The organism is Nonomuraea sp. KM88 (assembly GCF_052245635.1).
GTDB lineage: Bacteria > Actinomycetota > Actinomycetes > Streptosporangiales > Streptosporangiaceae > Nonomuraea.
This window is the reverse complement of the sequence record NZ_JBQQCC010000009.1, coordinates 121,842-135,607: the sequence shown is the minus strand read 5'-3', so window position 1 is coordinate 135,607 and position 13,766 is coordinate 121,842. Positions and strand designations below refer to the sequence as shown.

Sequence of the window (13,766 nt, the reverse complement as noted above, 5' to 3'; positions counted from 1 at the left end):
CGGCCCGGGGCGCCGGCTCCTCTACTGCTTAGAGGCACCCGTTCGGGAAAAGGTTGGCCCAAGTTTCGAGAAAATTTTTGATCACGCTTTAACCTGCGCTTATGCGAGCAAAAAGGACTGTTTGGGTGACTTGAGCCACTACAGTTTGAGGTCATGACCGACGTCTACACCCTGGGCGAGCCGCTGGGCGTCGTCTCCAGCGGCCGCGTACGCCACGAGAGCGAGGCCAGGCTGGACGTCTGCGGGCCCGAGTTCACCCTGGCGATCGCCCTGGCCCGGCTCGGGCACCGGTCCGCGTACCTCGGCAAGGTGGGCGACGACGAGCTGGGCGCCAGGGCGCTCACCGTGCTCAGGGGCGAGGGCGTGGACGTGCTGGACATGCGCGTGTCCGAGGGGTTGCGCACGGGGCTGCTCCTCAGGGAGGCGCGCGTCGGCCGCGAGCCGAGGGCGGCCCAGTACCGCGCCGGCTCGGCGGGCTCGCGGCTGGCGCCGGGCAACGTGCCCATCGACCGGATCGCCGCGGCCAAGATGTTGCACGTCACCGGCCTGACGGCCGGCCTCGGCAGGGACACGCGCGAAGCCGTGCGGGTCGCCGTGAACGCCGCCAGGAACGCCGACGTGATGATCTCCTTCTCCGTCGAGTACGTCCCCGACCTGTGGGCGTCCGTACGCGAGGCCGAGGAGGTGCTCGGCGAGCTGGCCTGCCGCTCCCACCTGCTCTTCCTCCGCCAGGACGAGCTCGATCTGGTCAAGCCCGCGCTCACGCCCGAGCGCGAGGTCGTGGTGGACCGCGGGGCGAAGGGCGCGAGCGTACGGGCCGACCGCATGCGGTACGACGTGCCCGGCTGGCAGGTGCCCGTCGTGGACACGTCAGGGGCGGGGGAGGCCTTCACCGCGGGTTACATCAGCGCCGCGCTCGACGGCCTCATCCCCCAGGAACGCCTGCACCGCGGGGCGCTGCTGAGCGCCGCCGCGGTGACCAGCGCGAGCGACTGGCAGGGCCTGCCCACCAGATCCGACCTCACCTGACGGTGGAAGGCGCTGTCAGGGATCGATGTCCAGAGTGAAGGTCGAGGTCGTGTTCTTGACGTCCTGGGCGTTGCCGGAGAAGCGCAGGCCGTTGAACGTGGCCGACCCGACCGCCGGGCCCTGACCGGGCTCGGGCAGCTCGTTCACCCAGATGCCGAACCCGGACTTGGCGTCGAAGGCGTCACCGCTCTTCTTCGCCCCGCTGATGGACACGTTCGTGAAGACCGTGTCCTCGATCGGGTTGAGCGGCGCCGGACCCTGGTAGCCGGTCTGGAACATGATCCCGCTGTACGTCGGGTCCACGATGTCCAGGTTGCTGACGCGGATGCCCTGGAACTTCTTGGACGCGGAGAACAGCCACATCGCCGGGAACGTCTGCTGTCCCCAGAAGTGCCCGCCTGCCCTGACCAGCGAGATGTTCTCGAAGACCGTGGGCGGGTCGGCCCCGAACCCGTGCATCGGGATGCCGAAGTCCAGCGAGCTGATCGTGACGCCGGAGTACACCAGCGTGTCGGCCACGTGGATGTTCCTGAACGTGTTGCCGTAGCCGCCGTAGACGGCCACGCCCGCGGCCCGCCAGGTGAGCAGCGAGGTCAGGTTCTCGTAGACGTTGCCGTGCTGCTCGCCCGCGTTGTTGTCGGTCGCGGAGAACAGCGCGAAGCTGTCGTCGCCCGTGGACCGCGTCTCGACGTTGGTGACGTGGTTGCCGGTGCTGCCGTTGGTCATGTTCAGGCCGTCGGCGAACACGTTGCGGATGCGCGAGTTCCTGATCGTCATGTCGTCGGTGTTGGAGCCCCAGTACATGCAGATCTGGTGCTCGACCCAGATGTTGTCGATCGTCATGTTCGCCACGTTCGTGAAGTCGAACACCTTGCCGGGGCCGTCGATGCGCGAGGTGTAGTTGCCGAAGTAGGCGAAGTTCGCGAACGTCGTGCCGTTGGCCGTGGCGTCGGCCCGGAAGCCGATGTCGGTGTTGGACTGCCCCGAGGGCGCGTGGAACCTGGTGAACCACGGGCCGGCGCCGACGATCTCGATCGCCTTGCCGTACACCTGGAACTTGCCGGAGGTCTGGTAGTCGCCCGCGGGCAGGTAGACGCCGGTCAGGCCGGCGTCCATGCGGGCCTTGTCCAGCGCGTTCTGCACGTCCTGGTGGGAGAAGCCGGCCGGCACGGCGTACGCGTCCGGGTCGGGGTTGGCGACCGGGGCCACCCGCTCGAGGTCCACGAAGTCGATCGCGTACGTGGAGCCGTTGGCCGCATCCTTCTGCAGCCTGATCTTGCTGCCCGCCGGCACGGTGGCGCCGAGCATCAGGTTCGCCTCGTCGTAGATGTGCCGGGGCGGGCCCGAGCCGGGATCGTTGCCGGGACTCGCCTCGGGGCCGTAGAGCCAGGCGTAGCGGGAGGTCAGGTCGATGGCCTTGTGGAACGTCCCGTCGACGTAGACGTTGAGCGTCGAGTCGATGCCGCCGCCGCCCGGGGCGTCGGGGATGGAGAAGCGGGTGACGAGGGTGTTGGCCGGCGCCTTGGTGGTGAACTCGACGTAGGCGCCGGTCCTGTCCAGCGTCACCGCGCGCCGCCCCGACGCCTCGCCGGCGGTCGTGCCGATCTCCCTGCTCGGGCCGACGCGGGTGGCGCCGCCGCCGAGCACGGCGTCCTCGGCCTCGTAGGTGTCGTACGGCATGTTCGCGCCGCGGCCCACGAACAGCGGCAGCGTGCTGGTGTTGTTGTCGCGCCGGACCGGCAGTTCTTCGGGGTCGGCGGCGAGCACGGTCTTGACGGTGTACCTCCCGTCGGCCGCGGTCCAGGTGCCGAGGTTGACCGGGGCGGTGGTGGCGCCGGGGGCGATCACGCCGGTCACGGAGCCGGTCAGCGTCCTGACGACGTCGCCCGAGCCGTCGGCGACGGTGAGCGTGACGCCGTGGGAGCCGCCGCCGGAGGCGACCGTGCCCTGGTTCCTGATCGCCACGGTGAACGTCACGGTGGCGCCCGCGGGCGGGTTGCCCGGCGTCCAGGAGACGGGGGAGGCGACCAGGTCGGCCGTGTCGGCGGGTTTCACGGTCAACGTGCCGGTCGTGGCGTTGTTGCTTTCGTCCTGCTCGGTGACCTCGCCGTCCTCGTCCACCCTGGCGGACAGCTCGTGGGTGCCGGCCGTACGCGCCCCGATGTCCGCGGACACGGTGGCCGACGCCCCCGCGGCCAGCGCGGCCACGTCGGCGCTGCCGGCCTTGTCGTCGCCCACGTAGAAGTTGACCGTGGTCGCGGCGGAGCGTTCGGTGCCGGCGTTCCCGACCGTGGCCGAGAGCGTGACGTCGTCGGTCTCGACCGGCGACGCGGGCGAGGAGGTGAGACCCGACACGGTCAGGTCGGGGTTGGGCGCGGGCGCGCCGAAGATCTGGAACTCGGCGATCTGGCCGCCGGGCGCGCCGGAGTTGGCGGTGATCCTGAGCCGGACGTCGGCGGCCCTGCCGGTCATGGGGATGGTGACCTCGTTCCCGGTGGCCGGGTCGAAGGTGTAGGTGGCCTGGGGGACGAGGCTGGTGAAGCCGGTGGCGCCCTGCGCGCGGCCGAGGACCTGGATGGCCTGCGTACGCCTGGCCCACGCCTGGGCGGGGTCGAGCTTGAGCGTGACGGAGCTCAGGTCGGTGTCGGCGCCGAGCTTCACGGTGAGCGTGCCGGGGTAGGCGGCGCCCTCCCAGTACGTGCTCAGGTCGTCGTCGTTGGCGTTGGCGGCGACGTAGGTGTGGGTGTGGGAGGAGCCCTCGACGGGCTTTCCGAGGGCCAGGTTGGCGCCGTCGCCGGGGTCACCGGGCCCGTCGGGGCGGCTGCCCCAGATCTCGAACTCGGACAGTTGCCCGGCCGGCCAGCCGGTGTTGGCGGTGAACGCCAGCCGGACGTGGCGGGTTCTGGCCTCGGTGAGGGTGATCGTCGCGGTGGGCTCGAAGGTGTACGTGGCCGAGCCGGCGAGCGTGGTGAAGGTCGTGCCGTCGGCGCTGCCCTGGACGGTCAGCGTCTGGGTGCGGCGGGGCCAGCCGGCGGGCAGCTTGAGCACGAGCCTGCTGATGTCGGCGGCGGCGCCGAGATCGACCTGGATCCACTGCGGGAAGGCGTGGTTGGCCGACTCCCAGTAGGTGGCCTGGTCGCCGTCGGTCGCGTTGGCGGCGCGGTAGACGTCGGCGTGGCTGCTGGCGGTGGCGGTCTTCCCGGCGGCGAGGTCGGTGTCGGCCGCGGCGTGCGCGGGGGCGGCGAGGAGTCCGGTGAGTAACGTGAGGGCGGCGATGAGTGCTCTCATGGGGGTGGCCCTTCGGGTCAGGCGGTTGGCCGAACCATAGGATGACAAGCAGATAGCCGCAATATTCCGACGATATTTCGCAAGGAATTGACCGGGTCTCGCGATGGCTTCCAAGGCTCTCCTCGCTGGTCAGGGCTTGCCCCGGTCGTCGAAGGGCGCCGTGCGTCCACTGCAAGCGACCGCGCCGGATTCACGTAAGCCATTGCAAGCGCTTGCGTTCCAGGCCGTATAGTTTGCGCATGACACGACGACTCGCAGAGGTGGCCAAGAAGGTCGGGGTGAGCGAGGCGACCGTGAGCCGCGTGCTCAACGGCAAGCCGGGGGTGTCCGACGCGACCCGCGAGGCGGTGCTCACCGCCCTCGACGTCCTCGGCTACGAACGCCCCACCCAGCTGCGCGGCGACCGGGCCAGGCTGGTCGGCCTGGTGCTCCCCGAGCTGCAGAACCCGATCTTCCCCGCCTTCGCCGAGGTGGTCGGCGGCGCCCTGGCCCAGCAGGGCTTCACCTCGGTGTTGTGCACGCGCACGGTCGGCGGCGTCTCCGAGGCCGACTACGTCGACCTGCTGCTCCAGCAGCAGGTCAGCGGCGTGGTCTTCGCCGGCGGGCTCTACGCACAGGCCGACGCCGCGCACGGGCACTACGAGCTGCTGCACGAGCGCAAGCTGCCCACCGTGCTGGTGAACGCGGCCGTGGCCCGGCTCGACTTCCCGCAGGTGTCCTGCGACGACGTGGTGGCCGCCGGGATGGCCGTCGCCCACCTGCGCGCGCTCGGCCACGAGCGGATCGGCATGGTGCTCGGGCCGAAGGACCACATGCCGTCGCGGCGCAAGCTGGAGACGTTCCTGTCGGAGGGTGGCGATCCCGAGCTGGTCGAGCACACGATGTTCTCGCTGGAGGGCGGGCACGCCGCCGCGGCCCGGCTGGTCAGGCGCGGCGTCACCGGCGTGGTCTGCGCCAGCGACCTGCTCGCGCTCGGCACCGTCAGGGCGGCCCGCCGCGCCGGGCTCGCCGTGCCGGCGGACGTCTCGGTCATCGGCTTCGACGACTCAGCGCTGATGAACTGCACTGAGCCGCCGCTGACGACGGTCCGCCAGCCGATCGACGCCATGGGCAGGGCCGCGGTGGACCTGCTGGTCGCGCAGATCGACAAGGCGGTCGTGCCCGCGGACGAGCTGCTGTTCGAGCCCGAGCTCGTGGTCAGGGCCTCCACGGCCCGCGCTCCCGGCAAGGCGCCGTTGACGCGAGGTCGCTCGTGACGTAGTCGTTATCTTGCAATATTCCGTCGAAATATTGCGGACTTCGGTTGGCGATCCTATGGTGTGGGCACCTCGCATCAGAAGGGTCAGACCATGCAGAGATCCACCGGACTCCTGCTCGTAACCGTGCTCGGGCTCGCGGCCACGGCCTGCGGCTCGGGCGAGCCAGCCTCCCCTTCCGCCGCCGGCGCCGAGGCCGTGACGATCACGGTGGCCTGCCAGCCCGCCAAGTCGGCGCCGAAGGAGCGGCAGGCCTGGGATGACGACGTGGCCACGTTCATGAAGAACCACCCCGGGGTCACGGTCAAGAGCACGGACCAGCAGCCGTGCTTCGACCCCAAGACGTTCGGCCCCAAGATGGCCGGCGGCCAGATGGAGACCGTCTTCGTGGTGCCCGTGACCAACTACGCCGACGTCATCGGCAAGGGCCAGGCGCTCGACATCACCCCGTACACCAGCACGATCAAGAACTGGAACGACCTGCGCCCCGACGTCCGCGACCTGGTCACCAAGGACGGCAAGGTGTACGGCGTCCCGAACGTCCACTACGGCGTCGGACTCGTCTACAACCGCGCCCTGTTCGCCAAGGCGGGGCTCGACCCGAACAGCCCGCCCACGACGTGGGCCGAGGTCCGCGAGGCGGCCAAGAAGATCGCCGCCCTCGGCCAGGGCTACGTCGGCTACGGCGAATACTCCGGCGGCAACACCGGAGGCTGGCACTTCACCCAGGCGATCTACGGCCGCGGCGGCAGCATCCTGACCCCCGACAACACGAAGGCCGCCTTCAACTCCCCCGAGGGCAAGGCCGTGCTGCAGACCCTGCACGACATGCGCTGGGTGGACGACAGCATGGGCAACAAGCTCCTGGTCGGCTGGGAGTCGCTGATGATGGCGATGGGCAGCGGCAAGGTGGGCATGATGCTCGGGGCGCCCGACGTGGTCACCGACGTGGTCAACAAGTTCAAGGGCAACGTCGCCGACTACGGCATCACCGGCTTCCCCGAGGCCAAGGCGTCGCTCAGCGGCGGCGAAGCGTTCATGATCAACCCGAAGGCCAACCCTGAGGAGGCCAAGGCGGGCCTGGCCTGGCTCGACTTCCGCTTCAACACCGTCGGCAAGGGCCGCTTCGACTTCGCCCGGGGCAAGGCCCTCGGCAACCCGGTCGGCGTGCCCGACAACGACGTCTACGGCGACTCGCCCACCGGCAAGGCGATCCAGGCCGACCGCGTGAAGAACGCCTCGCTGCCGGTCGAGAACTACGACCCGTACGTGCGGGCCGCCGCCACGATCCCGCCGAAGGCCGAGCCGGTGCACGCGCAGGAGCTGTACGCCATCCTCGACGTGCCCATGTCGGGCGTGCTGAGCCGCGAGGACGCCGGCATCGACCAGCTCCTCGCCGACGCCGAGACCAAGGCGAACTCCCTGCTGGCGGCCAAGGGCTGACCCTGTGGGAATCGTGAGGCGCAATCTGACGGCCTACGGGTTCCTGTGCGCGGCGCTGGCCTGCTTCGCGGTGTTCGCCTGGTATCCGATGGTCAGGGAGTTCGTGCTGAGCTTCCAGAAGACCGACCTGATCAACCCGCCCGAATGGGTGGGCCTGGACAACTTCACCGCGGCCGTCCAGGACCCCGCCTTCGGCGAGGCCTGGCTGAACACCATGGAGTTCACCCTCCTCGCACTGTTGTGCGGCTATGCCGTGCCGTTCGTCGTCGCGCTCGTGCTGAACGAACTGCGCCACGCCCGTGCCTACCTGCGGTTCGTCGTCTACCTGCCGGTCATGTTGCCGCCCATCGTCGCGGTGCTGCTGTTCCGGTGGTTCTACGATCCGGGGCCCGGGCTGTTCAACCAGATCCTCGGCGCCGCCGGCCTGCCGCCGCTGGCCTGGCTCGACAGCTCGTCCACGGCGCTGATCTCGCTGGTCCTCGTCTCGACGTGGATGAACATGGGCAGCGCGACGCTGATCTATCTCGCCGCCCTGCAGAACATCCCGCCCGAGCTGTACGAGGCCGCCGAGCTCGACGGGGCCGGCATCCTCAAGCGCATCAGGCACGTCACCATCCCGCAGACCCGGCTGATCCTCCTCCTCATGCTGATGTTGCAGATCGTGGCCACCATGCAGGTCTTCATCGAGCCGTACATGCTCACCGGCGGCGGGCCGGAGAACGCCACGGTCTCGGTGGCGTACCTGATGTACCAGTTCGCCTTCTCGCAGATGAACTACGGCCAGGCGGGGGCGCTCGGCATGATGCTCATGCTCGCCCTCCTCGTCTTCGCGGCCTTCCAGCTCCGGACGACCAGGGAGGACCAGGCATGACCTCCGCAACGGACGTCCGGCCCGCCGCACGACGCCGGGCCAGGAAGGCGCGCGCGCCGAGACCCATCCACGTGCAGTTCCGCACGATCGTCTCGCCGCACCAGCTCAACAGCAGGTGGGGGCGGCGGATCTACTGGCTGGTGCTGGCCGCGGTCATCGTGCTGTTCACGCTGGCCTTCGTCTTCCCGCTCTACTGGATGGTCACCGGCGCCATGAAGACGCCGGAGGAGATCGCCGAGATGCCTCCGTCGCTCTTCCCCGCCCGCCCGACGACCGACGCGTTCGCCGAGGCGTGGGACCTGTTCGACATCGGCACGCTGCTGGCCAACACCGTCTACTATGCGCTGGGCGCCTGGTTGTTCTCCATGGCGGTGGACGTCACGGCCGCGTACGCGCTGTCGAAGCTGCGGCCGGTCCTCGGCAACGTGATCCTCGGCGCCATGCTGGCCACGCTGATGATCCCGCCGATGGTGATCCTCATCCCGCTCTACGTCACGATCGTGGACCTGGGGCTGCTCAACAACCCGTGGGGCCTGTGGTTCCCCGCGGCGGCCAACGGCTTCAACATCTTCCTGCTCAAACGGTTCTTCGACTCCATTCCCCGCGAGCTGATCGAGGCGGCGCAGATCGACGGCGCCGGCCCCTTGCGGGTGTTGTGGTCGGTCGTGCTGCCGGTCTCCAGGCCGATCCTCGGCGTGGTCTCCATCTTCACGATCGTCGCCGCGTTCAAGGACTTCGTCCTGCCGCTGCTGGTCATGACCGACAGCGACAAGATGACCATCAGCGTGGGCCTGTCACAGACGGCGGGAGCGGTGACGCAGAACCAGGTCATGGGAGGCCTGGTCATCGCCGGCATCCCCATGATCATCGTTTTCTTCATCTTCCAACGGCACATCATGGCGGGACTCACCGCCGGAAGCATCAAGGGATGAGCGCATGTCGCAAACGTGGTGGCGGGGAGCCGCGATCTACCAGGTCTACCTGCGTAGCTTCGCCGACGGCAACGGCGACGGCGTGGGTGACCTCGCCGGCCTGCGCGCCCGCCTGCCGTACCTGAAGGAGCTGGGGATCGACGCCATCTGGCTGAACCCGTGGTATCCGTCGCCGATGGCCGACGGCGGCTACGACGTGGCCGACTACCGGGACATCGAGCCGGACTTCGGCACGCTCGCCGAGGCGGAGCGGTTCATCGCCGAGGCGCACGAGCTGGACATCAAGGTCATCATCGACGTGGTGCCGAACCACAGCTCGACGCAGAGCGCCTGGTTCCAGGAGGCGCTGGCGAACCCGGCGGCCAGGGACCGGTTCTGGTTCAGCGACGAGCCCGTGAACGACTGGCAGTCCATCTTCGGCGGCTCCGCCTGGACCCAGGTGCCCGACGGGCAGTGGTACCTGCACCTGTTCGCCCCCGAGCAGCCCGACTTCAACTGGGCCAACCCGGAGGTGCACCGGGAGTTCGAGGACGTGCTGCGGTTCTGGTTCGAGCGCGGGGTCGACGGTTTCCGCATCGACTCGGCGGCCCTGCTGTACAAGTCGGACACCGGTTACGAGGACCTCGACGAGGTCCACGACGTCTACCGCCGGTGGCGCGAGGTGGCCGACGAGTACGGCGAGCGCGTCCTGATCGGCGAGGTCTGGCTGCAGGACCAGGAGCGGTTCGCCCGCTACCTGCGCCCCGACGAGCTGCACACGGCTTTCAACTTCGGCTTCCTGTCATGCCCGTGGGACCCGGCCGAGCTGCGCCGGGTCATCGATCTGACGCTGGCCACCCACACCCCGATCGGCGCTCCGCCCACGTGGGTGTTGTCCAACCACGACGTGACCAGGCCCGTCACCCGCTACGGCCGCGCCGACACCACGTTCGAGCACGGCGGACGCCTGCACGGAACCCCGTCGGACCCGGAGCTGGGCTACCGGCGGGCGCGGGCGGCGGCCCTGCTGTCGATGGCGCTGCCCGGGTCGGTCTACGTCTACCAGGGCGATGAGCTGGGCCTGCCGGAGGTGGAGAACCTTCCTGATGAGCTCCGCCAGGACCCGATGTTCGCCAGGTCGGGCGGCGCCAACCCGGGCCGCGACGGCTGCCGGGTGCCGCTGCCCTGGTCGGGCGACGAGCCGCCGTACGGCTTCGGGACCGGCACGCCCTGGTTGCCGCAGCCGGAGAGCTGGCGCAAGCTCACCGCGCACGCCCAGCGCACGGATCCGGGGTCGATGCTCACCCTCTACAGGGCGGCCCTGGCCATCCGGCGCGACCGGCTGGGCGACGGCACCATGACGTGGCTTCCGCTGGGGGAGAACGTGCTGGCCTTCACCCGCGAGTCGGGCCTGACCTGCGTCACCAACCTGGGCCCTGACCCGGTGCCGAGGCCCGCCGGCGAGGTCGTCCTGGCCAGCGGGCCGCTGGTAAACGGCGCGCTGCCCTCGGACACCACGGTCTGGCTGACCGCGAGCTGACCGCTCACGCGCTGTGCGCGGTGTGGACGGCCCGGCGGGTCCCGGCCGTCTCGGGTGCGGATCGCCCGCGCCTGAGGAGCCGCAACCCGCCGGCCGCCGCGAGCGCCAGGCACAACCAGGCGAACCAGTCGCCGAAACGGGCGTAGACGGTGGTGCCCGGCCCTTCGGGCACGCCGGCGGCGGCCATGACGAACGGGCTGCTGCTCGTTTCTGTGTCGGTCTCGGCGAGCACGCGTCCCCACGGGTCGGAGATCATCGGCGTGCCCTGCTGGGCCGCCCACGCCACCGAGAGCCCGTTCTCGACGCCGCGCAGCAACGCGTTGCGGCTGTGCTGCCGGCCGTTGCCGAACTCGTCGGCGGCCGGCGTCGCCAGCAGGCGCGCCCCCGCCAGGGCGTAGCCGCGGATCGGCGTGGGGAAGTTGAGGTCCATGCAGTTGGCCAGGCCGACGTCGCGCCCGTGACCGTGCGCGAAGACCAGCGCGTCACCGCGGCGGAAGGGCGCCCCGGGGGCGAAGTGCCACTTCGTGTAGGAGACCGGCGCGGACCCGTCGGCCGGGAGGTGCACGGAGTAGTTGTACTTGATCTCCGGGGTCGTGTGCACGATACCGACCACCACGTCGACGCCTCGCTCGCGGGCGACCGCGCGCAGCGGCTGGAGCGCGCCGGCCAGGCTGTCCTCGTCGGTGCCCAGAGCGCCCTCCGGCAGCACGGCCATCGTGCCCTCCGGCAGCGCCGCGATCCTGGCCGCGTAGTCCTTGATCAGGGCCTGGCCTCCCGGGCCGGCCGCGTCGGGGGCCCACTGGAAGCGGCTCGCCGACATGACCACCACCCGCTGCGCGACGGGTCCGCCCGCGTCGGCCAGGCGCAGCACCCCGAAGCCGAGCACGACGGCGCACGCCGCCACCCCTGCGACACCGGTGCGCAGCCGCGCCCCCGGGACCGCTCCCGGCCAGGCCACCGCCGCGATGGCGGCGGGCACCATGAGCACGAAGAACGTCACCCCCCACGTGCCCGTCACCGAGGCGATCTGGATCACGACGGGCACGTCGGCCACCGACGTGGCGAGCGGCCAGACGATGCCGGTCGGGTTGGCGAGAACGGTCACGTACATGAAAGCCACCCATACGGCGGGTGGCGCGCTCGCGGCGAGCAGCGGCAGCCCGCGCAGGAGGAGCGCCCGGAACAGCCAGGCCACCAGCCCGAACAGCAGGGAGGAGCCGATGACGATGGCGATCCCGATGGGCAGCGGCACCGACGGAGTCTTCAGGAAGAACTCGAACTGGTTGCCCAAGCCCAGCAGGTACGCCAGCAACGCGACGCAGAAGGTCGACCTCGCGCTCACCCGCGGCGCCAGCAGCAACACCGGCAGCGGGGCCAGCCAGGTCAGCGCCGGGATCGGCGCGAAGCCGGTGCCGAAGTAGAACAGCAGCGCCGAGGCCATCAGTGCGGCCGGCGCCCTGAGTCGTGCCATGAAGCTTGCCCCCGTCCGTTGGCGTGTATACACCGTAAACATCGACGTATACGGTGTCAACATGCCGCGGGCGACCCCGCCGCGCAGCGCTACCATCGCCTGATGGCCCGCCTGCGCAGAACGCCCCCGCACGACCTGGCGCCGCACGCCCGCGCCCTCCATGACAAGATCACCGCCGGCCCGCGCGGCACGTTCATGGTGGACCCCGAGGGCGGGCTGACCGGCCCGTTCAACGCGATGTTGCTCAGCCCGCCGGTCGGCGACGCGCTGCAGGAGCTGGGGGCGGCCGTCCGCTACCGTTCGGCGCTCACCGACCGGGCGCGGGAGCTGGCGATCCTGGTCGTCGCCGGCCACCACGACAGCGCGTTCGAGCGGGCCGCCCACGAGCCGATCGCCCGCGGCCTCGGCTTCACCGACGACCAGCTCCAGGCGTTGCGCGACGGCTCGCCCCTGTCACTGCCCGAGGACGAGCAGGCGGTCCTCGACGTCGCCCGCGCCCTGGTGACCAGAGGCGACCTCGACGACGACGAATACGCGAAGCTGGAGGAGAGCGTGGTGTTCGAGCTGACCACCCTGGTCGGCTACTACACGACGCTGGCGCTCCAGCTCCGCGTCTTCCGTGTCTAACTGGGCGGCGGGCCGCCGCAGGCTCCACGGATGCTCTTGAACCAGGCCTCGTACCGGTCGTGCAGGTCGCGGCCGGAGAGCCGCAGCCAGGCGTCGTCGGCGTTCTCCAGATACGTGAAGTTCGCGCTTCCGGTGTAGACGCGGGGCGTGATGTCGTCGTCGTAGAAGCCGTCCAGCAGCATGAGCTTGGTGTGCGGCACCACGCTGCGCGAGCCGACAGTGAACCGGCAGGGCGTGACCTGCATCTTCTTCCCGTTGGACGCCGTGGTGCCAAGGATCTTCCGGATCTCGCTGTCGACGTTCTCCATGGCGTTGCCGGCGTTCTCGTAGAAGACGATGTCGATCCAGCAGTTCTTGCCCCTGAGCCGCAGCAGCTCGTCGGCGATGGCCTTGCGGTTCTTGTTGAAGGCCGTGAGCGCCATGCGGATGTCGGTCTGCCGGGTGACGCCGTCGGGGGTCTGGTACGAGCACTCGACGAGCCGCAGGATGTTGACGACGGGGTCGCCGGACGACACCCGGCGCGGGAAGAACATCGCCCGGATGGGAGTGCCGGTCGGGGTGGTCCAGAAATAGCCGGGATTGACCGACGTGCGCCGGCCCGCGCGCAGGTCGTCGAAGTAGGTCAGGTAGCCGTCATAGACCGTGGCGTCGGTGAAGGTGTAGGCGTCGTTGTAGGAGTTGTACAGGTACCAGTCGGACAGGTTCGACGACGTCTGGAAGCCGACCTTGGGATGCAGGGTGCCGCCGACCAGCACGTTGGAGAAGAGCGCGAACTTGTTGTGCTGGTAGTTGCGCGCGATGCAGCCGCGGTTCTCGGCGGACGGGTCGGGATATTCGCAGCCCACCACCCACGAGCCTGCGCTCTCGGAGGTGCCGAGCGCGGCGGTGAGCTGGGCCTCGACGGCGTCGTTGGAGGCGTCCTCGCGGCTGTCGAGGATGACCTTCACCCGCACGCCGCGCTCGTGGGCGGCGACCAGCGCGTTCGCCACCTCGCTCGACCGCTGGCCGGTGGAGAACTGGTGCATCACGAACCGGATGTCGCCACCGGGCTGCACCGCCTGGATCAGCCTGATCAGCTGGTCCATGACGGCGGACTGGGCGGCGCTCGGCGTGCCGGGCACGTCCGAGTCGGCGGTGGGATCGTTGAAGACGGGCGCGTTGAGGACGGGCGGGCCGGTGACCGCCGTCGTCCGCGCGGGGTCGGCGGCGGCCGGATGGCCGGTGGCCAGGAGCGAGGCGGCCAGGCATAACGCCACGCTGACGTGGCGGCCGACGGATCTCGTGGTCATGGGGTCCCCTTCGGGAGTGGGGCATGATCGTCGAGACCGAC

Annotated in this window: 10 protein-coding genes; 7 read left to right on the top strand and 3 right to left on the bottom strand. The window is 69.9% G+C overall.

Features of this window, described 5'->3' with window-relative positions:
* Positions 1-153 precede the first annotated feature (153 nt).
* Positions 154-1,029, top strand: coding sequence for a sugar kinase (locus ACTWPV_RS26170; RefSeq protein WP_443153803.1), 876 nt, complete (start codon positions 154-156; stop codon positions 1,027-1,029).
* Between the two features lie 15 nt (positions 1,030-1,044).
* On the opposite strand, the gene ACTWPV_RS26165 is transcribed toward ACTWPV_RS26170, so the two are convergent.
* On the bottom strand, positions 1,045-4,317 hold the full coding sequence (locus ACTWPV_RS26165; protein WP_443153802.1) for a discoidin domain-containing protein: 3,273 nt from the start codon (positions 4,315-4,317) through the stop codon (positions 1,045-1,047).
* 239 nt (positions 4,318-4,556) lie between these two features.
* Between ACTWPV_RS26165 and ACTWPV_RS26160 the strand changes: the two genes are divergently transcribed.
* The 5 genes from ACTWPV_RS26160 to ACTWPV_RS26140 all read left to right on the top strand — a co-directional run bounded on the left by ACTWPV_RS26160 (position 4,557) and on the right by ACTWPV_RS26140 (position 10,338).
* A complete protein-coding gene (locus ACTWPV_RS26160; protein ID WP_443153801.1) occupies positions 4,557-5,573 on the top strand; it encodes a LacI family DNA-binding transcriptional regulator in 1,017 nt (338 codons plus the stop codon).
* 93 nt (positions 5,574-5,666) lie between these two features.
* A complete protein-coding gene (locus tag ACTWPV_RS26155) occupies positions 5,667-7,016 on the top strand; it encodes an ABC transporter substrate-binding protein (protein ID WP_443153800.1) in 1,350 nt (449 codons plus the stop codon).
* A gap of 13 nt (positions 7,017-7,029) precedes the next feature.
* A complete protein-coding gene (locus ACTWPV_RS26150; RefSeq protein WP_347643721.1) occupies positions 7,030-7,887 on the top strand; it encodes a carbohydrate ABC transporter permease in 858 nt (285 codons plus the stop codon).
* Positions 7,884-8,819, top strand: a complete 936-nt coding sequence (locus ACTWPV_RS26145) for a carbohydrate ABC transporter permease (protein WP_347643722.1) — start codon at positions 7,884-7,886, stop codon at positions 8,817-8,819. Before ACTWPV_RS26150 ends, ACTWPV_RS26145 begins: the two co-directional genes overlap by 4 nt.
* Positions 8,820-8,823: 4 nt before the next feature.
* Positions 8,824-10,338, top strand: a complete 1,515-nt coding sequence (locus ACTWPV_RS26140) for a glycoside hydrolase family 13 protein (RefSeq protein WP_443153799.1) — start codon at positions 8,824-8,826, stop codon at positions 10,336-10,338.
* 4 nt (positions 10,339-10,342) lie between these two features.
* Here the strand turns inward: ACTWPV_RS26140 and ACTWPV_RS26135 are convergent, their stop codons facing one another.
* Positions 10,343-11,809 (bottom strand): nitrilase-related carbon-nitrogen hydrolase, encoded by a 1,467-nt coding sequence (locus ACTWPV_RS26135; protein ID WP_443153798.1) that lies wholly within the window; start codon positions 11,807-11,809, stop codon positions 10,343-10,345.
* A gap of 102 nt (positions 11,810-11,911) precedes the next feature.
* Between ACTWPV_RS26135 and ACTWPV_RS26130 the strand changes: the two genes are divergently transcribed.
* A complete protein-coding gene (locus ACTWPV_RS26130; protein ID WP_347643725.1) occupies positions 11,912-12,436 on the top strand; it encodes a carboxymuconolactone decarboxylase family protein in 525 nt (174 codons plus the stop codon).
* On the opposite strand, the gene ACTWPV_RS26125 is transcribed toward ACTWPV_RS26130, so the two are convergent.
* Complete coding sequence (locus ACTWPV_RS26125) at positions 12,433-13,725, bottom strand: phospholipase D-like domain-containing protein (RefSeq protein ID WP_443153797.1); 1,293 nt, start codon at positions 13,723-13,725, stop codon at positions 12,433-12,435. The two genes, ACTWPV_RS26130 and ACTWPV_RS26125, sit on opposite strands and share 4 nt — an antisense overlap.
* Positions 13,726-13,766: the final 41 nt, after the last annotated feature.